We start from the raw sequence: 20606 nt of genomic DNA, 5'->3' as shown, positions 1-20606 counted from the left end.
CAGCAAGTGCTTGACGGAAACGAGCTGAGTCAAGTGAAGTACCTGAACCGATAACGCGTTCTTTAGGGAAGCCTGAGAATTTCCAAGTTGAATAAGTCAAAACGTCAACTGGGTTAGCAGCAACAAGGAAGATACCATCGAAACCTGATTCAACAACTTGTGTTACGATTGATTTGTTGATGGCAAGGTTTTTACCCACGAGGTCAAGACGAGTTTCACCTGGTTTTTGAGGTGCACCCGCAGTGATAACAACAAGGTCAGCGTCTGCACAGTCAGAGTATTGAGCTGCGTAGATCTTTTTAGGTGAAGTGAAGGCAAGGGCGTGGCTAAGGTCAAGCGCATCACCAACAGCTTTTTCGTGTAATTGTGGAATTTCGATAATTCCAAGCTCTTGTGCAATTCCTTGGTTAACAAGCGCGAAAGCGTAAGATGAACCTACGGCACCGTCACCAACAAGGATGACTTTTTTATGTTGTTTAGTAGCAGTCATTTCTAAACATCTCCTTATTATTTTTGGGGTTTTCCCCATACAATTACATTCTACCACTTTTGATACAGTTTGTCACGGCTCACCGTGGGATTTTGACCCCTAAAAAGCTATGTAAACGTTTTTATATTCGGTTTTAAATACTGAAAATATAGCTAAAATGTGGTATAATGAGATAGTGATTTAATATTGAAACGAGGCATTTTTTAATGCAAGATAGAAACTTAGTAAATGTCAATTTGACCAGCGAAATGAAGACCAGTTTCATCGATTATGCAATGAGTGTTATCGTGGCTCGGGCTCTTCCAGATGTTCGCGATGGTCTTAAGCCGGTTCATCGCCGGATTCTTTATGGCATGAATGAGCTAGGCGTTACGCCTGATAAGCCTCACAAGAAATCAGCTCGTATCACAGGGGATGTCATGGGTAAATACCACCCGCATGGTGACTCCTCTATTTATGAAGCAATGGTGCGGATGGCACAATGGTGGAGCTATCGCTACATGCTGGTAGACGGCCATGGAAACTTCGGTTCGATGGACGGAGACGGGGCCGCTGCCCAGCGTTATACAGAAGCACGTATGAGCAAAATTGCTCTGGAAATGCTTCGTGATATCAACAAAAACACTGTTGATTATATCGACAACTATGATGCCAGCGAGAGAGAGCCTATGGTTCTTCCTGCTCGCTTCCCTAACTTGCTCGTAAATGGAGCGACAGGGATTGCAGTTGGGATGGCGACTAATATCCCACCTCATAATCTTGGTGAGTCTATTGATGCCGTTAAGCTTGTCATGGACAATCCAGAAGCAACGACTCGGGATATCATGGAAGTCCTGCCTGGACCAGATTTCCCGACAGGAGCACTGGTGATGGGTAAGTCTGGTATTCACCGTGCTTATGAAACGGGGAAGGGTTCGATTGTTCTTCGTTCTCGCACTGAAATTGAAGAGATGAAAAATGGCCGTGAGCGAATTGTCGTAACCGAGTTTCCTTATATGGTGAATAAGACTAAGGTCCATGAGCATATTGTTCGTTTGGTGCAGGAAAAGCGCATTGACGGTATCACAGCTGTTCGTGATGAGTCCAACCGTGAAGGAGTTCGTTTTGTCATCGAGGTTCGTCGAGATGCCTCTGCACATGTCATTCTAAATAATCTTTTCAAGCTGACTCAGATGCAGACCAATTTCAGCTTCAATATGCTGGCTATTCAAAATGGCGTGCCGAAGATTCTATCTCTACGTGAGATTTTGTTGGCCTACATTGAGCACCAAAAAGAAGTAGTGACTCGACGGACGGCTTTCGATAAAGAAAAGGCGGAAGCTCGAGCGCACATCTTGGCTGGTTTGCTGATTGCGCTGGATCACATTGATGAAGTGATTCGCATTATCCGTAATAGCGAGACGGACGCAGAAGCCCAAGCTGAATTGATGGCTAAGTTTGAACTTTCTGAGCGCCAGAGCCAGGCTATCCTTGATATGCGTCTGCGCCGTCTGACTGGTTTGGAACGTGATAAGATTCAGTCAGAATACGACGAACTGATTGCTTTGATTGCGGACTTGGCTGATATTTTGGCTAAGCCAGAGCGCGTTGTCGCAATTATCAAGGAAGAGCTAGATGAGGTCAAACGTAAATTTGCGGATGACCGCCGAACTGAGCTGATGGTGGGAGAAGTCCTTTCTATTGAAGATGAAGATTTGATTGAGGAAGCAGATGTTTTGATTACCCTGTCTAATAAAGGCTATATCAAACGTCTGAATCAGGCTGAATTCACTGCTCAGAAACGCGGAGGCCGCGGCGTTCAAGGAACTGGTGTCAAAGATGATGACTTCGTCAAAGAGCTGGTTTCAACAAGTACCCACGATAGACTGCTCTTCTTTACTAACAAAGGCCGAGTTTATCGTCTCAAAGGATATGAAATCCCTGAGTATGGCCGTACAGCTAAGGGCTTGCCAGTGGTCAATCTCTTGAAACTGGATGAAGGAGAGACCATTCAGACCATTATTAATGTCCAGCAAGACAGTAGCGATCATTCCTATCTCTTCTTTACGACCCGTCTAGGTGTGGTTAAACGAACCAGCGTGACAGAATTTGCTAATATCCGTCAGAACGGTCTCAAGGCCTTGAATTTGAAAGATGAAGACGAGCTTATCAATGTCTTTCTGACGGATGGTGCTGCAGATGTTATCATTGGTACTAAGTTTGGTTATTCAGTCCGTTTCAATGAGACAGCTGTTCGGAGCATGAGCCGTAGTGCGACTGGTGTTCGTGGGGTCAATCTGCGTGACGGCGACCAAGTCGTTGGAGCAGGTGTGATTACTGAGGGTGACGAAGTGCTTGTCATCACAGAAAAAGGCTATGGTAAGCGTACTCTTGCTAGCGAGTATCCAACCAAGGGCCGTGGTGGTAAAGGGATTAAAACAGCCAATATCACAGATAAAAATGGACCTCTTGCTGGTCTGATGACCGTTACTGGCGAGGAAGATTTGATGATCATCACTAATACAGGCGTCATCATTCGGACCAGTGTGGCCAATATTTCTCAGACCGGTCGTTCGACCTTGGGAGTGAAGGTCATGCGTCTGGACCAAAATGCTCAGATTGTTACCTTTACAACGGTTGCGCCTGATGAAAAAGACGATGAGGAAGAAGTAGAATAAGAGGAGGATGAATGTGAAAAAATCTAAGAAGAAATTCAAGCTCAGAAATTTCATCATTAACTGTGCGGTTTTCCTTTTATTTCTGGTTGCCTTAGCGCTGATTTTCAATTCTTCTATCCGAAATATGATCATGGTTTGGCACACAAATCAATACCAGGTTAGCAAGGTTTCCAAGGAAGAAATCAAGCAAAATAAGGCAGTCGAGTCGAGTTTTGAGTTTAGCGAAGTCCAATCTCTTTCGACAGAAGCGGTCATCAATGCTCAGTGGCAGGCCCAAAAATTACCAGTTATCGGTGGCATTTCAATTCCTGAAGTTTCGATGAATCTGCCAATTTTCAAAGGTTTGGATAATGTTGGCCTTTACTATGGTGCTGGCACTATGAAAGAAGATCAACAAATGGGACAAGGAAACTATGCCTTAGCCAGCCACCACGTCTTTGGAATTACTGGAGCCAGTGACATGCTCTTTTCACCGCTAGATCGCGCCAAAATAGGGATGAAAATCTATATCACAGATAAGGATAAGATCTATACTTATACGATTTCTAGTATAGAAAGTGTCGCACCAGAGCGCGTGGATGTCATCAATGACACAGAGGGAGTTGCTGAGATCACTTTAGTCACATGTGAAGATGCGGCAGCAACCAGTCGAACCATTGTTAAAGGAACGCTGGAAAGTACGATTGACTATGACAAGGCACCAAAAGATATTTTAGATGCTTTCAGTCGATCTTATAATCAAATGCAGCTATAATAAGAAATATTGTAAAACGAAGTAACTTTTGTTACTTCGTTTTTTGTTTGATAAAACTAAAATGATATACGAACAGATACTAGAACGCTTTCAAAGAATATGCCTTCTTTATTAGATTATGCTATACTTATGTTAGTATGGTACTCTTTTAGTCAAGAAAGGAAATTATCATGAAAATATATAAATCACTTTTAATATTTTTTATAGCATTTATATGTTTAGGAAGTATCACTGCCTGTAGCCAGTCCAAAACAGCAGAAAAGAAGTTTGATTTCATAATGACAGCAGAAGATAAAAAGAGACTTCATAAAGAAGAAGAGCAAATTGCTTTGTATTTGGTGAATCATTATGAAGATGTGAAAAAAATAGAATTTGTAAATTTTTATAAAGGTGGTTTTGGGACGGGGGATTCTATATCTGTTAAGATAAATTCAAATAATTATATAAAACCAATTACTTTAGGAGATCCAAGTGGCGAGTATATTATTAGCTATAATCCTGAGAACTTTCATCTGAATGAAAAGAATCCGCCAACTCAATTAGATAATCTAAAAAATATTGAGATTAAATATTATGAGGAGATAGAAAGGTGATCTCCATTTCAGATAAAAATCATAATAAATTAGCAAAAGAGGCTTACAACTTGAACCAAAGAACGAACAAATTTGCTTGATATATGATTGTTTTTATTAAAATATGCTATAGGTAGTATAGTTGAAGATTTTGAGATTTATAAAGAAAAGGAGTATTTATGAAAATATCTAAGTTACTTTTGATAGTATTTATTGGGTTTGTAGGGATAGGAACACTCAGTGCCTGTAGTCAGCAGAAAAAAACAGGACAGAAAGAGAAAGTTACTATGACAAAAGAAGAAAAAAAGGAACTTCGTAAAGAGGAAGAGAAAATAGCTTTGTATTTGGTGAATCATTACGAGGATGTGAAAAAGATTAAGTTTGATAAATTTCACAGGGGAGGATTAGGGCTAGCAGATTCAATAAGTGTTATTGTCAATGATGATAGTTATATAAAACCAATTATATTTAACGATGATAGTGAAAGATATTCTGTTGATTATGATCCGAGTGATTTTCATTTAATAAAAAAGAAAAATTCTACAGAATTAACCAGTCTTGATGGGATTGAAGTGATATATTATGAGGAAAAGTAAATTGATTATAGAAAGATAATATAATTGAGTTATGAAATCGTCAATTTCAAGTTATTGATGACGCTGCATAAAGGAAGGAGTATTTATGAAAATATCTAAGTTACTTTTGATAGTATTTATTGGGTTTCTAGGGATAGGAACACTCAGTGCCTGTAGTCAGCAGAAAAAAATAGGACAGAAAGAGAAAGTTACATTGACAGCAGAAGAGAAAAAAGAAGTTCAAAAACAAGAAAAAAATCTAGCTTTGTTTTTAGTGAATAACTATGAAGGGATTAATAAAATTGAGTTCACAGATGTCTCTAGAAAAGAATTTGCCCAGTCTAGAAGTGTTTTTCTAAAAGTGAATGATAATATTAGTATTAGTTCGTTTTTAGATGACAATTATGATAATGGTTATAGTTTAGCCTATAAAAAAGGTGAGAAGACTTTAATGAAAAAGGAAAAACTGACTGATTTTGAGACACTTGAAGGAATTGAAGTAATATATAATTTAGGTACATAATATGTCGAAAATTACTGAAAAAGATTATAAAGAATTAGCACGTAATGTGTATAAATTTTATCCAGAATAATATAAAAGTGAACAGTAGATACAAATTGGAGATCCAACTGATATAAACTATCGAAATCCCGAGTCATTCTATGATAGTATGTAAGATTTAGTTCGATCTATCTTGAAAAGTTTTGCAAATTATATAAATACTCGCTTTATTTATGATTTTTTGGCTACATTATAGCCAGATTAGTATGGTTGAGAATTTTGAACTCTATAAAGGAAAGGAATATTTATGAAAATATCTAAGTTGCTTTTGATAGTATTTATTGGATTTCTATGGATGGGAACACTCGGCGCCTGTAGCCAGCAGAAAAAAACAGAACAGAAGGAGGAAGTAACATTGACAGCAGAAGAGAAAAAGATAATTAGAAAACAAGAAGAGGCTCTTGCGTTATTTTTGGTCAATAATTTTGAAGATATTAAAAAAATAGAATTTATAAGTATAGTAAAGGGTGGTTTTGGAACTTCTGATGTAGCATATATGAAAATTAACGATAAACTCCTTGTGGATTCTAGTCTGCAGGACACATATGATATTAATCATTATTCTTTAGGTTATCATCAAAGTTCAAAATTTTTAGTAAGAAAAGAGGCTCCTTCTTCATTTTCGAATATAGATGAGCTGAAAGAGAGAGTGATTTATTATGAGGGAAGAAAATGAATAGTGTAACTGATGAAGTTTACAAATAAATAGCAAAAAAGTTTTACAAATTAGCTCCTAAAAACAATGAAGATTCGCAAAGAAATTAGGTCAAATTTTTTATGTCAACAGTTGAATACCGAGTCATTAATGCTTCTGTAGATGTAAACGCCTGCTTGTTCTATAATCATTTTGCTATAATATACCTATGTTAGTATAGTTGAAGATTGTATGTTCTATAAAATAAGGAAATATTATATGAAAATACTTAAGTTACTTTTGATAGTATTTATTGGATTTTTGGGGTTGGGAACTCTCAGTGCCTGTAGTCAACAGAAAAAAAACGGACAGAAGGAGATGGTTACATTGACGACAGAGGAAAAAAAGAAACTTCGTAAAGAAGAAGAGAAAATCGCTTTGTACCTGGTAAATCATTATCAAGATGTGAAAAAAATAGAATTTGTAAATTTTCATAAAGGTGGTTTTGGGACGGGTGATACAATCACTATAAAGGTCAATGATAGTAGTTATATTTTACCAACAGAGTTAGAAAGTAAAGATGGATATTATTCAATAGGATATGATCCAAAAGACTTTCATTTGATAGAGAAGAAACCTCCAACACAGTTAACTAGTTTAGACGGAGTAGATGTTAGTTATTACGAGGATTATTAAATGGCGCGATTGACTGATAAAGCTTACAACATATTATCTAAAAAAGCCTATAGTTTGGATCCGAAAGAATATAAAGCAGAAGAACAATATAGTGTGGGAAAGGAATCTGACGTTAACGGTCGAAATTCCGAGTCATTGATGCTATTGGTTACTCTATTGAGTTAAACTATAATAGTATGTAAAATTTAGTTTCATCCATAATAAAAGTGATAAAAAATGTAAACGCTTGCTTGGTTTATATTCTTTTTGATATAATATATTATAATCGTGTTAGGATAGTTGATGATCTTGTGTTTTATAAAGGAAAGGAGTATTTATGAAAATATCTAAGTTGCTTTTGATAGTATTTATTGGATTTCTAGGTTTGGGAACACTCGGTGCCTGTAGCCAGCAGAAAAAAACAGAACAGAAGGAGGAAGTAACATTGACAGCAGAAGAGAAAAAGATAATTAGAAAACAAGAAGAGGCTCTTGCTTTATTTTTGGTCAATAATTTTGAAGATGTTTATAAAATAGAGTTTGAAAGTATTTCAAAAGGCGGATTTGGTAGACCTAGATTCATTTATTTCTCGGTAAACGATAAAATAGAAGTTTCAACAGACTTAAAAGATAGTTACGATATACAGAATTATGGCTTGATCTATCATAATAGCTCAGAGGAACTGAAACGTAAGGAAGTTCCAACTAGTTATACAAAATTATCGGAAACCCAAATAAATGTTATACATTATGGAGAGAAGAAATGAACATAACGGATGCGGATTATAATAAAATTGCAACATATGTTTACGATATTGACCCAGTAGATAATCCGGATAAGCAATTATCAGTTGGAGAAACGATTAACGTTAATGGTCGAAAATTCCGAGTCATTGATGCTATTGGGAACTCTGCTGAACCAACGGATAATAGTATGCAAGCTATGGCTGTTGCTCCTGTTGATGATCAAGGGAACGTAGACTACAGTCAGGTAGTGGTTTCTTATGTTGGCACCAATTTTGGAGACAAAAAAGATGTTCTCAATGACCTTGAAAATCTAGGTATGGGTTTTACGGATAAAATGATAACAGGTCTCCCCTCGATTTCAGGGATGGGCAAAGGCATTCTAGAAGGACATTTTAACGATAGTGTTAAAAAGGAAGTTGTCGAAAACATTGTAGATGTTCAGTCAAAAACAGCATTAGAGTTTGCCCAGCGAGTAGAGAAAAAGGTTCGTAAAGAAAATCCCAATGCCATTATAACAACGAATGGTCATTCTTTGGGAGAGTCTATGGCACTTTATACTGCCTTAAAAATGGGATGGAATAATGTTGGCTTTAATGGTCCAGATATTCATAATATTGTTTCGGAAGAAGAAATAGCCTATATGCAGGCGCATCCAGAGCAATTTCGGAACTTTAGAAATCCAAATGATATGTTTTTGGGGAACATTTTGGGGAATAAAACAGGCGTTGCCATTTATGTCAACATGACAGATGCTAGTTTTGTTGATGAATCTTTACGAATTTTACAGGATGATAAACTTTCTTGGAAAGAAAAGGCAGATAAGATCTATAGTCTGGGGGATAAATATCATAGTTATAATACTTGGAGATTTAATAATAAAGGTCAACTCATTGATGAAAACGGCAATGTTGTGACCAATACAGCAAAAGGAAATGCGAATGCCCTCATCCTAGAAACAAAAACGAGAATGTTGCGGTATTATGGCATGAAAAGCTTACTTACAGAAAGCGGAGGTGGCTTAAGTAGCAACGAACGAATTTTTCTAGACAGCGAGCAAGCTACTATTGGTGCAAATGCTCTTGTTAATGCTGCTCAGCAAGTTTTGGATCAGATTAAGATTGAGAAACAAAGAGGAGTAGAAGAAGTTGAGTCTTTATTTGAAACGACCAAGTCTCCGTTTATGATCAGTAGTCTCAGTCCTGATGAGATTAGATCGGCTTTTGCAGCTGGTGGTGTCACGCATGATAGTGTTGTCGGAAATGTAGAAATCTCTCTACAAAATAAGCTCAACAAAGCGAGTCAAATATTAGATGAAATGACTAAATTAAAAGATAAAATTGCAGCTGATATAAACAAAAAACTCGAAGAAGACATATCTTTAGCAGGGGAATTCAATCAATGGAGAAATTTGAAGTAGCACAACGTGAAGTCGAAAAGAAAACTAAAGAACTAGAAGAATTGGAAGATCGGCATCGAGAAAAGTTGCAAGAATTTGAGGAAAGAAATGATTATTTTCAAACTGCGCGTCGTGCCATACAAAATATTCTTGATGAAAAGTACGAAGAAACGTTACATTATTTGAAATCTACTGATGCGGATCAGGATTTTTATAGGATTCTTAATAGAGAGATGGAATCTTACCAAATGTTATCGGAAGATGCCTTGACGGAGGCGCAAAAAATATTGGAATTAGAATCTTTAAAAGAGAGTGATAATTTCCGACGAGAAAGACGATATCTAGATGATAAGTTAGAGGAGGCTTATCTGCGTAGGAGAATAGCCGCAGATGACAATAATAAAACTAGAGAGTAAAAGGAAGTGATGCTAAAATGGCAACAACATTGACTGAGGATATTACAGGTGTATTTACTATAGGAAATTTCGATGATTTAGGAACGCGTCTGCTTGCTATTCAAAAACAGATTGAAAAATCTTTGATAACAAATGTTTATGCTCCACATATTCTTAGTAAAAGTGATGGTATTAAGACCAAATCTAAGGAAGCGATTAGTAAAGTTGCAAAGGAAGGAAAGTTGGCTATCAAGGGGATTAATGATACTTTAGATAGTGCCATCAAGGGACAATGGTCTACATCCGTTAGAGAGGCTGTTACAACAGCAAGCAACAAATATGATAAGATTTAGCAATTAATAATAAATAGCCTAAATAAATGAACTCGCCTAATCGATAGATTTTGTGTCTAACCTTTGGGGTGTAGTTCATTTATTTAGGTTCTTTTTTTATTTAATCTCGAATTAATAAGTAAGGAGGTTGGTATGTATCGTATTTCATTGCAGGATGATATAAGCATGATGCCGCGTGAACGGCTGATAAGAGAAGGAGCGGATAAACTCAGTAATCAGGAATTGCTATCTATATTTTTGCGAACAGGCAGCAAAAAAGAAACTGTTTTTCAAGTTTCTCAAAGGATTTTATCATCGATTTCTAGTTTGAATGATCTGAAATATTTGACTTTACAAGAATTACAGACAATTTCAGGAATTGGTCCTGTGAAGGCTGTTGAGTTGCAAGCCATTATTGAGCTTGGCTGTCGTATCAACAAAGCTGAAGTGCTGGAGAGGGAGCAAATTCTTGGAAGTCAAAAACTAGCTCGCAAAATGCAGGTCGAATTGGGAGATAAAAAGCAGGAATGTTTGGTTGCTATTTATCTCAATAGTCAAAACCAGATCATCCATCAGCAGACAATCTTTGTAGGAACGGTAACTAGGAGTATTGCTGAGCCGCGCGAGATTTTGCATTATGCGCTCAAACACTTGGCGACATCTATTATACTAGTGCACAATCATCCTTCTGGAGTGACTTTACCAAGTAAGAATGACGACGAGGTCACCAAACATATGAAAGAAGCTTGTGAACTAATGGGGTTGGTTCTTTTAGATCATTTAATTGTTTCAAAAAATGATTATTATAGTTATCGTGAAAAAACGGATTTGATCTAAAGTTTGTGGACCACATAATCAAACAAGGCTAAATCACCTGTTCTTGTGGGAAATAGAAATTCTGGATGCCACTGCACACCAAGAAATGGACTTCCATCAGTTGAGGTAACAGCCTCAATGACCTTATCCCGAGGATCGTAGGCTATGACTTCTAGATTTTTCGCTAGATCCTTGATACTTTGGTGATGGAATGAGTTGATTTGACAAGTAGGTCCGTATAATTCATGGAGGATGGAGCCGTTTTTAGTGACCATAGTCTGTGTAGTGTATTGAGCAGTGCTATCTTGCCAGTGATTCTCGATGTCTTGGTGAAGTGTGCCACCCATAGCAACATTGTAAAGCTGAGTACCGCGACAGACACCAAAAATAGGTTTGTTTTGCTTCCGTGCTTCTCGGATGAGAGCTAGTTCAAATAGATCCCTTTGAAGCAGGTAATCATCGCTTTCGATAGTCTGTTCCTCGCCGTAGAAATGAGGATGGACATTTTGTCCACCGGTAAGGATCAGTTTATCAATCATAGTAATATAGGTGTGAGCTAAGGTTTCATCACCAATTGGCAAGATAATTGGGATTCCTCCAACTTTATTGACTCCCTCGATAAAGCCAGTTGAGGTATAACTGATATGAATAAATTGATCGTTGGGAATATCCCTTTGGTTTCCTGTTATACCGATAATCGTTTTTTTCATAAAGTGTCTGTTTCCTTTCTTACCTTACTCATCATCTTTTCTCATGAAATAGAGTAAGGTTTGGAGTTCGCTGGTTAGGTCCACATATTGTACAACCACATCTTTGGGGACAGATAGGTGCACTGGGGAGAAGCAAAGAATTCCCTTGATACCAGCATCAACCAAGACGGATGCGACTTCTTGTGCCTTAACGCTCGGCACTGTCAGAATAGCAGTCTTTACGTTTCCTTCTTGGACCTTTTCTTTAATTTGAGAAATTCCATAAATAGGAATTCCATCATTTGTGGTGGTCCCGACATCAGAATAATCATCTGTATCAAAGGCCATTACAATCTTCATTTTATTCCGTTCATGAAAGCGGTAGTGTAAAAGAGCACGGCCCATATTTCCGACACCAACAATCATGACATTGGTAATCGAGTTGTCATTGAGAAGATTGGCAAAGAAATTCATTAGTTTCTTGACATCGTAGCCAAAACCTCTACGACCTAACTCACCGAAGTAAGAAAAGTCACGCCGAACAGTCGCAGAGTCGATTCCAATCGCCTCTGCGATTTGTTTTGAATTGGCCTTTTCAATATTTTCTGCATTAAATCGCTTGAAAATTCGGTAGTAGAGGGAGAGCCGCTTAGCAGTAGCACGTGGAATAGAATTGCTTTTTTCAGTTTTCACAAAATCACGACCTTTCTATCTTCTATTCTATAGAAAGCTTGTGAAAAAATCAACTAATTTGATGAACAAAATATTATTATACTAATAAAGATAGATAAAATAATAGAAATAAGCAAAATTCTTAGAATTTCGCTTATTGGGGTGTTTTTTCAAAAATATCTCTTTCAACTAAACTATCCATCAAGAAATAGAATTTTTGCTGAATAATATGGTGTTTTTCTGATTTGAAGATATTAACTAATCTTAAACCAGACTTGTCCGTAATATTGATTTTAACTCCGCTTAGATCTTTATTGACGATAATCTTAAGCAAGAATCCATCGCCACTATTAGGAACAGCTTCAAGTAAGCGAGAAAGCTCGTAATTACCAACCTTTGTTTCAGCAAATGTATTGTCCCGTAAGGTAAATTTCTTAACATTTGGATGGAGTGAGTAGGTGAAGTCGCAGTTTGCTAAGCTAACAGATGTTTGAAAAGCCATCTTATCCTCCTAGTATTTCTTTTAGTTTTTGGCTGAATAGTTTGATTTCTTGGATGCTAGTTTGGTCTGATACACTGATGCGAATGGATTCTTTTAGGCGCTCAGAGTTTGGGCCATATAAGGCTTGAAGGACATGGCTGGGCTGAACAGCACCAGCTGTACAAGCAGAGCCAGTCGAGATTGAAAAGCCATTAAGGTCCATTTGAAGCAAGATAAGATCATTCTTTTGGTTTGGAAATCCAATATTGACAACATAAGGCAGGCTAGGCTGACTTTCGTTTAGGTAGTAGTCTATATCCGTTAGGTTGTCCAGTAAAGTATCTTTTAACTGCTGGGCATGCTCAAGATTTTCCTCTAAGTAGGCAAAATTTTCAGAAAGAGCAGTTGCCATCCCGACAATGGAAACGAGGTTTTCTGTACCCGCTCGATGCTTGTTTTCTTGATCACCGCCATGCATGAAATTATCAAAATCCATCTGGTCAGCATAGAGAAATCCCACCCCTTTTGGACCGTGGAATTTATGAGCTGAGGCACTCAAGAAATTGATTCCCCATTCTTCAGGATAGATAGGGAGCTTGCCGACAGCTTGGACTGCATCGACATGAAAAGCAGCAGGATGATCTTTTAGCAATTCACCAATTTCTTGAATCGGCAAAATGTAGCCTGTTTCATTATTAACAGCCATGACTGAGACGAGGATAGTATCCGGTCTGAGGGCATTCTTGATATCTTCAGTTCGGATTTGTCCATCCACTGGCTGAATAATAGTGGATTCAAAGCCAAAGTGCTCCACCAAGTATTCAACAGGTTCTAAAACCGCATGGTGTTCAATGGCAGTAGTAATAATATGTTTGCCTTGATCTTGATGCCGCAGGGCATAGCCCTTAATGGCAGTGTTATTGCTTTCAGTTCCTCCTGAGGTGAAGAGAACATTTTTACTCTGTGTGTGTAGAACCTTGGCAATATCTTCGCGAGCCTGCCTGAGCAGCTTATTGGCTTCTCGACCGTGGCTGTGGGTACTGGATGGATTTCCGAAGATTGTCATTGCCTGAGTCATGGACTCAATTGCGGCAGGCGACAAGGCAGTCGTAGCAGCATTATCTAAATAAATCACGAATCTTATCTCTTATTTCTTTTGAAAAGCAAATAGTGGGCTGACTGGTCTTCTTTCTTGGATACGCACGATAGCATCGCCAATCAACTCGCTAGCTGTGATGTAGTGAACATTCTTCGGAGTTTTTTCTTTCGTATCAACAGAGTCAGTCACCAAGATTTCTCGGATAGGGACATTGTCTAGCAATTCTGCAGCCTTATCTGCAAATAAGCCATGACTAGATACGGCATAGATTTCGACAGCTCCTTCGCGTTCGACGATTTTAGCAGCTTCTGAGAAAGTACGTCCAGTATTTAAGATATCGTCAATCAAAATCGCTTTTCTGCCTTCAACATCACCGATGATATAGCCTTCAGAGCGTCCTGCTTCATCTTCACCGTAGTCGATGATGGCGATTGGAGCATCGAGATATTCTGCCAAACTACGAGCGCGCTTGACGCCAGAATTTTTCGGACTGACAACGACGACATCCTCACCAGTTAAGCCCATGTTGCAATAATGTTCAGCAAACAACGGAATTGTGAAGAGGTTATCGACTGGGATATCAAAGAAGCCTTGTACTTGGACGGCGTGAAGGTCAAGTGAAATAACTCTGTCTACGCCAGCTCCAACCAGCATATTGGCAACGAGTTTTGCAGTGATTGGCTCGCGAGGAGCAGCCGTCCGATCTTGGCGGGCATAACCAAAATAGGGCATGACAACGGTCACGGTATTGGCACTTGCTCGTTTACAAGCATCGACCATAATCAATAACTCCATCAAGTGATTATTGACCGGAAAGCTGGTGGATTGAATGATGTAAATATCGTAGCCACGGACACTCTCCTCAATGTTAATCTGAATCTCGCCATCAGAAAATTGACGGGAAGAGAGCTTGCCTAACGGTAGACCAGCAGCTTCAGCAATCTTCTCAGCGATTGAGTGATTAGAATTGAGGGAGAAAAGCTTCATATTTTTTTTGTCTGACATTAGAATGACCATCCTCTTTTTGTCTCTTTAGATTTATAAATATTATTTTACCAAAAAAATGAGATTATTTCAGCATTTTTATAAGTTTTCGGCAAATCTAGCGATCTTACTTTTACCAGGTTTGTATTGGATTTGATTTTCTCTTAAAAAGTCTTTGAATTTCTCTTCCCCTTCTTCGATATTATTAATTTCTAATTCTAATTCGAAATCTTTTTTACCAAAGTAACGGCTTTCGTCCAAGGCAAAAAGACCGAGTTCATCTTGTTTTTCGTAACGAATATTTTCAAGGGTTCCGAGGATCGTCAGTTTGTTGACGGGGATTCCTTTTTCTTGAAGTTTTTCGAGGATTTGTCCCTGAGGAAATTGCAAATGTTCCAGAATTTCCTTGGTTTCATCTTTGGATAAGAGTTGGTTGTACTCGAAATTTCCAAGTGGTTGAGGAATTTTCAGAGTAAACTCAGCATCCTCAGGAGTAGTTCGGACTCGCAAGGCCATACGAGCATCACGAAGAGCAAAGTCCGCCGAATCGATATAATAGTTGACTTGGAAAATTGGCTGGACATGATCAAAGAAGGTCAGAAGTCGTTTATGTTCGTCTTCTGTTAACATTGTTTTGTATTCTATTTCTAAATGGTTCATTTTTAAATCCTTTTCTTTATCTGAAAGCGATTTTATGTTATAATAACAACTGTGTTTATTTTATACAAAAAACGAATAGATGACAAGGTATGTATATGACAATAGATTGGGAAGATTTTCTGGATCCATATATTCAGGCGGTTGGTGAGTTGAAAATCAAGCTTCGTGGCATTCGCAAACAGTATCGCAAACAGCAACGCCATTCACCGATCGAGTTTGTAACCGGTCGCGTAAAACATATTGAAAGCATCAAGGAAAAAATGGAACTTCGCGGGATAACTGAGGAAAACTTAGCCCAAGAGATGCAGGATATTGCTGGTTTGCGTGTTATGGTTCAATTTGTAGACGATGTGGATGAAGTTTTAGAAGTTTTGCGAAATCGGACCGATATGCGTATCGTCCAGGAGCGTGATTACATCAAAAACAAAAAAGCCAGTGGTTATCGTAGCTACCATGCCATCGTTGAATATCCAGTAGATACGATTAATGGCAATAAAGTTATCTTAGCAGAGATTCAGATTCGTACCTTGTCCATGAACTTTTGGGCAACGATTGAGCACTCTTTAAACTATAAGTATAAAGGAGAATTTCCAGAGGAGATCAAGAAACGCTTGGAGATAACGGCCAATCTGGCCTACCAGCTAGACGAAGAGATGGGAGCCATTCGTGATGCCATCCAAGAAGCACAAGCACTTTTTGATCCTCTGCACCGCAAGCTAAATGACGGTGTTGGAAATAGTGACGATACAGATGAAGAATACAGGTAAAAAAATTGCGATTATCCGCAATCGCAAAAGGCAGAGTGAGGAAGTATTTCAAGCTCTGATGCAAAAATTGCGGAAAGCAGGCTTTATCCTGACACCCAAAAATCCAGATATCGTGATTTCTGTTGGTGGTGACGGGATGCTGCTATCAGCCTTCCACAAGTATGAAGATCAGCTGGATAAGGTTCGCTTTGTCGGTGTTCATACGGGACATTTAGGATTTTATACGGACTATCGAGACTTTGAAATCGATAAATTAGTGGAAAATCTGAAATTGGACACAGGTGCCAAGGTCTCTTATCCGATTTTGAATGTCAAGTTGACCTTTGAAAATGGTGAAACTCGGACGATTCGCGCACTCAATGAAGCAACCATTAAACGCTCCGACAGAACCATGGTTGTTGATGTGGTCATCAATAATGTTCACTTTGAGCGATTTAGAGGTGATGGGATTTCTGTCTCAACGCCGACTGGTAGCACGGCCTACAATAAATCTTTAGGTGGAGCAGTCCTACACCCAACGATTGAAGCCTTGCAAGTAACGGAAATTGCTAGTCTCAACAATCGTGTGTATCGTACTTTAGGTTCCTCAGTTATTGTTCCTAAAAAAGATAAGATTGAGCTGCTGCCGACACGCAATGATTACTATACTATAGCGGTCGATAATCAAACATTTTCTTATAAAAATATTGTCCGTATTGAGTACCAAATCGATAATCATAAGATTAACTTTGTGGCTTCGCCCAGCCATACCAGCTTTTGGAATCGCGTGAGAGACTCCTTTATCGGGGAGTGTCAAGAATGAGATTTGAGTTTATTGCAGATGAGCATGTCAAAGTCAAAACATTTTTGAAAAAGCATGAGATTTCGAAAGGGCTTTTGGCCAAGGTGAAGTTTGCAGGCGGCAATATTCTTGTCAATGATCAGCCTCAAAACGCTATTTATTTACTGGATATTGGCGATAAGGTAACGGTAGATATTCCCTCTGAGAAGGGATTTGAAAGCCTAGAAGCCGTGGATCGAGATTTGTCAATCGTGTATGAAGATGCGCATTTTCTGGTTTTAGACAAGCCTGCAGGGGTGGCCAGTATCCCCAGTGTCAATCATTCGAATACGATGGCAAACTTTGTTAAGGCTTACTATATTCGGCAAGATTATGAAAATCAGCAGGTTCACATTGTGACGAGATTGGATCGTGATACCAGTGGTCTCATGCTCTTTGCAAAACATGGTTATGCCCATGCAAGACTGGATAAGCAACTGCAGAAAAAAATGATTGAGAAGCGCTATTACGCACTCGTTCAGGGGCGCGGTGAGCTTAAACCAGAGGGGGACATTATTGCGCCAATTGGGCGCGACCCTGATAGCATCATCACCAGATGTGTGACAAAGGATGGCAAATATGCTCATACCAGCTACAAGGTTGTAGAGCAGTTTGGCGATATCTATTTGGTAGATATTCGCTTGCACACTGGACGAACCCATCAGATTCGTGTGCACTTTGCCCATCTTGGCTTTCCGCTCCTTGGAGATGATCTCTATGGCGGGACTTTGGAAGCGGGAATTACACGTCAGGCCTTGCATTGCCACTCCCTATCTTTTTATAATCCATTTTTGGAAAAGCAGCTTCAATTGGAATCCCAGTTGCCGATTGATTTCCAAAATACTATTACATCGTTAATAAAAAATAATTAAAATTTTAAAGGAGAAACTCATGGAAGTTTTTGAAAGTCTAAGAGACACAGTTGTTGGAAAAAATGTTCGTATTGTATTGCCAGAAGGGCAAGAACCGCGTATTCTTCAAGCGGTGAAACGCATAGTAAAAGAATCAGAAGTTACACCAGTTCTTTTGGGAAATCCAGATAAAATCCGTATTTACCTGGAAATCGAAAACATTATGGACGGATATGAAGTCATAGATCCTAAAAACCATGACAGAATGGAAGAAATGGTAGCTGCTCTTGTGGAACGTCGTAAGGGCAAAATCAGTGAAGAAGAAGCTCTCGAGCTTTTAAGAACAGACGTTAACTATTTTGGAGTTATGCTGGTCTACCTCGGTATCGTAGATGGTATGGTTTCTGGCTCTATCCACTCTACAGCTGCTACAGTGCGTCCAGCCTTGCAAATCATTAAAACGCGTCCAAATGTAACAAGAACTTCAGGTGCCTTCCTCATGGTGCGTGGTTCAGAACGTTATCTTTTCAGTGACTGTGCCATTAACATCAATCCTGACTCAGAAGCTTTGGCAGAAATCGCGATTAACTCAGCTGTGACAGCCAAAATGTTTGGTATTGATCCGAAGATTGCCATGCTTAGCTATTCAACTAAAGGATCTGGTTTTGGAGAAAGCGTTGATAAAGTAGTTCACGCGACTAAGTTGGTTCATGAATTGCGCCCAGACCTAGAAGTTGACGGAGAATTGCAATTTGATGCTGCCTTTGTACCAAGCACAGCAGCCTTGAAAGCTCCAGGCAGCAAGGTTGCAGGTAAAGCGACTGTCTTTGTCTTCCCAAGCATTGAAGCAGGAAATATCGGTTATAAAATGGCAGAGCGTTTAGGTGGATTCTCAGCAGTCGGTCCAGTTCTTCAAGGATTGAATAAGCCAGTAAACGACCTTTCTCGCGGATGTAATTCAGATGACGTTTATAACTTAACACTGATTACAGCTGCACAATGTGTTGACCAATAAAATAACTAAAAAAGATGAGTGATTCATCTTTTTTAGTCTGTTTAAGTATGAGAGAAATGTTAGATTTTAAAAAATTTGGAATTGAAATGTGGGAAGAGGAGAAAATTGCCTCTTTTCGCAAGAAATTATTGACTTGGTATGATGAACATAAACGTGATTTGCCTTGGCGTAGGTCCAATAATCCTTATCATATCTGGGTTTCTGAGATTATGTTGCAGCAAACACGTGTGGATACGGTGATTCCTTACTATGAGCGTTTTCTTGACTGGTTTCCGACTGTAGCTGATTTAGCTCAGGCGCCAGAGGATAGATTGCTCAAGGCTTGGGAAGGTTTGGGCTATTATTCGCGGGTGCGAAATATGCAAAAAGCAGCCCAGCAGATAATGACGGATTTCGCAGGAAAATTTCCTGATAGCTATGAGGGAATTGCTAGTCTCAAAGGGATTGGTCCTTATACGGCTGGTGCTATTGCTAGTATTGCCTTTGGACTAGCTGAGCCTGCGGTAGACGGCAATGTTATGCGGGTGCTGAGTCGATTATTCGAAGTGGATTTAGATATTGGCCAACCAAGCAATCGCAAGGTCTTTCAGGCTATGATGGAGATTTTGATTGATCCAGACAGACCTGGAGATTTCAATCAGGCGTTGATGGATTTGGGATCGGATATTGAAGCTCCTGTTAATCCCCATCCAGAAGACAGTCCTGTAAAGGAGTTCAGCGCAGCCTATTTGCACAGAACTATGGATAAATATCCGATTAAAGCACCTAAAAAGAAGCCAGTTCCAGTCTATCTGCAAGGCTTAATTATCGAAAATGAGCAGGGACAATTCTTGCTTGAAAAGAATGAGGCTGCTGGCCTGTTATCAGGTTTTTGGCATTTTCCCTTGATTGAAGTCGAGGAATTTCAAACTGAAAATCAGATCTCTCTATTTGAAGTGGCTGAAAATCAGCCCAGTCTGGACTTGTCTCCTCAAGAAAGCTTTGAGCAGGATTATGATTTGATTGTCGATTGGCAGCAACAGTCCTTTCCGAAGGTGCAGCATGTTTTCAGTCATCGCAAGTGGCATATCCAGTTAGCTTACGGTCGGGTTAAGGATAGCCAGCACGCAGCTGATGGAGAGGTCTTGTGGCTTCATCCAGGAGAATTTGGTAATTACCCCTTTGCCAAACCCCAGCAGAAGATGTGGGAGGCTTTTGGGAACGTAAAAGATGGAAACTAAAGTTAAATAGTCTGTTGAACTTGATTAAATTTACGAAGAATAGGAAATCATTGAAATATGTCCCATACCCCTAGTCCTCCAGATAAAACTTTTATTGGACGTCGTAGCAGACTTGCTGGTGTCATTTATTTTATATTAGGAGCTTTGAATTTCTTACATTGCCTTCTTTATTTTCAGTGGATATTTTCCCCAACTGCGAGAACTGACTTCATCATTATTCTAATTTTTATAGGTTTAAATATTTATTTTTTGACTCGCGAGTTCATCTATAAATGCTTCCATTGGTGTGGCTATCATGCCTTACCTGAGTTAGCTAAGTTCGGGAGCGGACGCTATTCCTTTCACTTGCCTGTCTTCGAAAGACATACCGAAAACTATAAAGTCTATTACAGTAAAAGATCAAAGAAACATCAATTTCTTTTCTTTGTGAGCTATATTTTATATGTGAATTTAATTTTAGTAGTTTTTTTGCTCTTCTCATGTGCATACTGGGATATGTTCATTGAGAGTTCCTCGAAATTTCAAGATTGGCATGCTTTTCTATTTATCTTTTTAATAATCATCCTGTATATCTGTATTGAAGCTTTATTTAAAAAATATAAACATTGGTTTAAAAATTACTTTAAACTAGATGATAAAATAGTAGAACACGGCTTTCCGATATATACTTTAAAAGAAAAATAAAGAATCTGGGACAAAAGTCCGACCTCAAATATAAAAAGCGAACAAAACTAGTTTTCTGGT

At 38.8% G+C, this 20606-nt stretch carries 23 protein-coding genes and 1 pseudogene; 17 read left to right on the top strand and 7 right to left on the bottom strand.

The genetic code is table 11. The annotated features are described in order from the left end of the window. Positions 1 to 490, bottom strand: a pseudogene (locus Q0191_RS07555) (L-lactate dehydrogenase); the annotation flags it as partial. 206 nt (positions 491 to 696) lie between these two features. On the opposite strand from Q0191_RS07555, the gene gyrA reads away from it, so the two are divergent. The 12 genes from gyrA to radC all read left to right on the top strand — a co-directional run bounded on the left by gyrA (position 697) and on the right by radC (position 10625). Continuing rightward, positions 697 to 3147: a DNA gyrase subunit A gene (gene gyrA, locus Q0191_RS07550; RefSeq protein WP_297665269.1), complete on the top strand. Its 2451-nt coding sequence runs from the start codon at positions 697 to 699 to the stop codon at positions 3145 to 3147. 7 nt (positions 3148 to 3154) lie between these two features. Next, positions 3155 to 3901, top strand: a complete 747-nt coding sequence (locus Q0191_RS07545; RefSeq protein ID WP_061422789.1) for a class A sortase — start codon at positions 3155 to 3157, stop codon at positions 3899 to 3901. 170 nt (positions 3902 to 4071) lie between these two features. Continuing rightward, the gene (locus Q0191_RS07540) at positions 4072 to 4494 is read left to right on the top strand and encodes a ubiquitin carboxyl-hydrolase (RefSeq protein WP_297665265.1); all 423 of its coding nucleotides are present in this window, start codon (positions 4072 to 4074) and stop codon (positions 4492 to 4494) included. A gap of 158 nt (positions 4495 to 4652) precedes the next feature. Continuing rightward, on the top strand, positions 4653 to 5069 hold the full coding sequence (locus Q0191_RS07535) for a ubiquitin carboxyl-hydrolase (protein ID WP_297665263.1): 417 nt from the start codon (positions 4653 to 4655) through the stop codon (positions 5067 to 5069). An 85-nt stretch (positions 5070 to 5154) separates the two neighbouring features. Continuing rightward, entirely contained in the window at positions 5155 to 5571 is a 417-nt protein-coding gene (locus tag Q0191_RS07530) for a ubiquitin carboxyl-hydrolase (RefSeq protein ID WP_297665261.1), read from the top strand. Positions 5572 to 5857: 286 nt separating this feature from the next. After that, entirely contained in the window at positions 5858 to 6286 is a 429-nt protein-coding gene (locus Q0191_RS07525; protein ID WP_297665260.1) for a ubiquitin carboxyl-hydrolase, read from the top strand. A 237-nt stretch (positions 6287 to 6523) separates the two neighbouring features. After that, the gene (locus tag Q0191_RS07520; protein WP_125371921.1) at positions 6524 to 6940 is read left to right on the top strand and encodes a ubiquitin carboxyl-hydrolase; all 417 of its coding nucleotides are present in this window, start codon (positions 6524 to 6526) and stop codon (positions 6938 to 6940) included. Between the two features lie 316 nt (positions 6941 to 7256). Then, the gene (locus tag Q0191_RS07515) at positions 7257 to 7685 is read left to right on the top strand and encodes a ubiquitin carboxyl-hydrolase (protein WP_125371923.1); all 429 of its coding nucleotides are present in this window, start codon (positions 7257 to 7259) and stop codon (positions 7683 to 7685) included. Beyond that, on the top strand, positions 7682 to 9082 hold the full coding sequence (locus tag Q0191_RS07510) for a lipase (protein WP_297665257.1): 1401 nt from the start codon (positions 7682 to 7684) through the stop codon (positions 9080 to 9082). The genes Q0191_RS07515 and Q0191_RS07510 overlap by 4 nt, the downstream gene beginning before the upstream one ends. Then, on the top strand, positions 9064 to 9477 hold the full coding sequence (locus Q0191_RS07505; protein ID WP_297665255.1) for a hypothetical protein: 414 nt from the start codon (positions 9064 to 9066) through the stop codon (positions 9475 to 9477). Before Q0191_RS07510 ends, Q0191_RS07505 begins: the two co-directional genes overlap by 19 nt. 17 nt (positions 9478 to 9494) lie before the next feature. After that, positions 9495 to 9809, top strand: a complete 315-nt coding sequence (locus tag Q0191_RS07500) for a hypothetical protein (protein WP_297665253.1) — start codon at positions 9495 to 9497, stop codon at positions 9807 to 9809. Positions 9810 to 9941: 132 nt separating this feature from the next. After that, positions 9942 to 10625, top strand: coding sequence for a DNA repair protein RadC (gene radC, locus Q0191_RS07495; RefSeq protein ID WP_045497468.1), 684 nt, complete (start codon positions 9942 to 9944; stop codon positions 10623 to 10625). Here the strand turns inward: radC and Q0191_RS07490 are convergent. The 6 genes from Q0191_RS07490 to Q0191_RS07465 form a co-directional block, all read right to left on the bottom strand. Next, positions 10622 to 11314, bottom strand: coding sequence for a gamma-glutamyl-gamma-aminobutyrate hydrolase family protein (locus Q0191_RS07490; protein ID WP_297665248.1), 693 nt, complete (start codon positions 11312 to 11314; stop codon positions 10622 to 10624). The genes radC and Q0191_RS07490 overlap by 4 nt on opposite strands. Before the next feature lie 24 nt (positions 11315 to 11338). Beyond that, positions 11339 to 11986, bottom strand: coding sequence for a redox-sensing transcriptional repressor Rex (locus tag Q0191_RS07485; protein ID WP_005590387.1), 648 nt, complete (start codon positions 11984 to 11986; stop codon positions 11339 to 11341). A 133-nt stretch (positions 11987 to 12119) separates the two neighbouring features. Next, entirely contained in the window at positions 12120 to 12467 is a 348-nt protein-coding gene (locus tag Q0191_RS07480; RefSeq protein WP_005590386.1) for a DUF1831 domain-containing protein, read from the bottom strand. 1 nt (position 12468) lies between these two features. Continuing rightward, on the bottom strand, positions 12469 to 13581 hold the full coding sequence (locus tag Q0191_RS07475; RefSeq protein ID WP_297665245.1) for a cysteine desulfurase family protein: 1113 nt from the start codon (positions 13579 to 13581) through the stop codon (positions 12469 to 12471). Positions 13582 to 13593: 12 nt separating this feature from the next. Further along, positions 13594 to 14550: a ribose-phosphate diphosphokinase gene (locus Q0191_RS07470; RefSeq protein ID WP_111694614.1), complete on the bottom strand. Its 957-nt coding sequence runs from the start codon at positions 14548 to 14550 to the stop codon at positions 13594 to 13596. 78 nt (positions 14551 to 14628) lie between these two features. Further along, positions 14629 to 15189 (bottom strand): CYTH domain-containing protein, encoded by a 561-nt coding sequence (locus tag Q0191_RS07465; protein ID WP_297665242.1) that lies wholly within the window; start codon positions 15187 to 15189, stop codon positions 14629 to 14631. Between the two features lie 95 nt (positions 15190 to 15284). On the opposite strand from Q0191_RS07465, the gene Q0191_RS07460 reads away from it, so the two are divergent. From Q0191_RS07460 to mutY, 5 genes are read left to right on the top strand one after another with little or no spacing between them, the layout of a single operon-like run. Next, on the top strand, positions 15285 to 15956 hold the full coding sequence (locus Q0191_RS07460; protein ID WP_125372903.1) for a GTP pyrophosphokinase family protein: 672 nt from the start codon (positions 15285 to 15287) through the stop codon (positions 15954 to 15956). Beyond that, a complete protein-coding gene (locus Q0191_RS07455; protein WP_297665240.1) occupies positions 15940 to 16758 on the top strand; it encodes an NAD kinase in 819 nt (272 codons plus the stop codon). Before Q0191_RS07460 ends, Q0191_RS07455 begins: the two co-directional genes overlap by 17 nt. Continuing rightward, positions 16755 to 17648: an RluA family pseudouridine synthase gene (locus tag Q0191_RS07450; RefSeq protein ID WP_297665239.1), complete on the top strand. Its 894-nt coding sequence runs from the start codon at positions 16755 to 16757 to the stop codon at positions 17646 to 17648. Before Q0191_RS07455 ends, Q0191_RS07450 begins: the two co-directional genes overlap by 4 nt. Before the next feature lie 19 nt (positions 17649 to 17667). After that, positions 17668 to 18642, top strand: coding sequence for a phosphate acetyltransferase (gene pta, locus Q0191_RS07445; RefSeq protein WP_297665237.1), 975 nt, complete (start codon positions 17668 to 17670; stop codon positions 18640 to 18642). A 56-nt stretch (positions 18643 to 18698) separates the two neighbouring features. Next, positions 18699 to 19862, top strand: coding sequence for an A/G-specific adenine glycosylase (gene mutY / locus Q0191_RS07440; RefSeq protein WP_297665235.1), 1164 nt, complete (start codon positions 18699 to 18701; stop codon positions 19860 to 19862). Positions 19863 to 20606: the final 744 nt, after the last annotated feature.

The sequence above is a fragment of the uncultured Streptococcus sp. genome, from assembly GCF_938036805.1.
Classification (GTDB): domain Bacteria; phylum Bacillota; class Bacilli; order Lactobacillales; family Streptococcaceae; genus Streptococcus.
Note: the sequence above shows the minus strand (reverse complement) of the source record. Positions and strands in the feature narration are given on the sequence as shown.

Coding starts and splice junctions, on each gene's coding strand:
- Q0191_RS07510 (WP_297665257.1), top strand. CDS start 7,682: ATGAACATAACGGATGCGGATTATAATAAAATTGCAACATATGTTTAC.
- Q0191_RS07460 (WP_125372903.1), top strand. CDS start 15,285: ATGACAATAGATTGGGAAGATTTTCTGGATCCATATATTCAGGCGGTT.
- Q0191_RS07505 (WP_297665255.1), top strand. CDS start 9,064: ATGGAGAAATTTGAAGTAGCACAACGTGAAGTCGAAAAGAAAACTAAA.
- Q0191_RS07470 (WP_111694614.1), bottom strand. CDS start 14,550: ATGTCAGACAAAAAAAATATGAAGCTTTTCTCCCTCAATTCTAATCAC.
- Q0191_RS07525 (WP_297665260.1), top strand. CDS start 5,858: ATGAAAATATCTAAGTTGCTTTTGATAGTATTTATTGGATTTCTATGG.
- Q0191_RS07540 (WP_297665265.1), top strand. CDS start 4,072: ATGAAAATATATAAATCACTTTTAATATTTTTTATAGCATTTATATGT.
- Q0191_RS07480 (WP_005590386.1), bottom strand. CDS start 12,467: ATGGCTTTTCAAACATCTGTTAGCTTAGCAAACTGCGACTTCACCTAC.
- Q0191_RS07530 (WP_297665261.1), top strand. CDS start 5,155: ATGAAAATATCTAAGTTACTTTTGATAGTATTTATTGGGTTTCTAGGG.
- Q0191_RS07455 (WP_297665240.1), top strand. CDS start 15,940: ATGAAGAATACAGGTAAAAAAATTGCGATTATCCGCAATCGCAAAAGG.
- Q0191_RS07535 (WP_297665263.1), top strand. CDS start 4,653: ATGAAAATATCTAAGTTACTTTTGATAGTATTTATTGGGTTTGTAGGG.
- Q0191_RS07520 (WP_125371921.1), top strand. CDS start 6,524: ATGAAAATACTTAAGTTACTTTTGATAGTATTTATTGGATTTTTGGGG.
- Q0191_RS07450 (WP_297665239.1), top strand. CDS start 16,755: ATGAGATTTGAGTTTATTGCAGATGAGCATGTCAAAGTCAAAACATTT.
- mutY (WP_297665235.1), top strand. CDS start 18,699: ATGTTAGATTTTAAAAAATTTGGAATTGAAATGTGGGAAGAGGAGAAA.
- Q0191_RS07465 (WP_297665242.1), bottom strand. CDS start 15,189: ATGAACCATTTAGAAATAGAATACAAAACAATGTTAACAGAAGACGAA.
- pta (WP_297665237.1), top strand. CDS start 17,668: ATGGAAGTTTTTGAAAGTCTAAGAGACACAGTTGTTGGAAAAAATGTT.
- Q0191_RS07490 (WP_297665248.1), bottom strand. CDS start 11,314: ATGAAAAAAACGATTATCGGTATAACAGGAAACCAAAGGGATATTCCC.
- Q0191_RS07515 (WP_125371923.1), top strand. CDS start 7,257: ATGAAAATATCTAAGTTGCTTTTGATAGTATTTATTGGATTTCTAGGT.
- gyrA (WP_297665269.1), top strand. CDS start 697: ATGCAAGATAGAAACTTAGTAAATGTCAATTTGACCAGCGAAATGAAG.
- radC (WP_045497468.1), top strand. CDS start 9,942: ATGTATCGTATTTCATTGCAGGATGATATAAGCATGATGCCGCGTGAA.
- Q0191_RS07545 (WP_061422789.1), top strand. CDS start 3,155: ATGAATGTGAAAAAATCTAAGAAGAAATTCAAGCTCAGAAATTTCATC.
- Q0191_RS07500 (WP_297665253.1), top strand. CDS start 9,495: ATGGCAACAACATTGACTGAGGATATTACAGGTGTATTTACTATAGGA.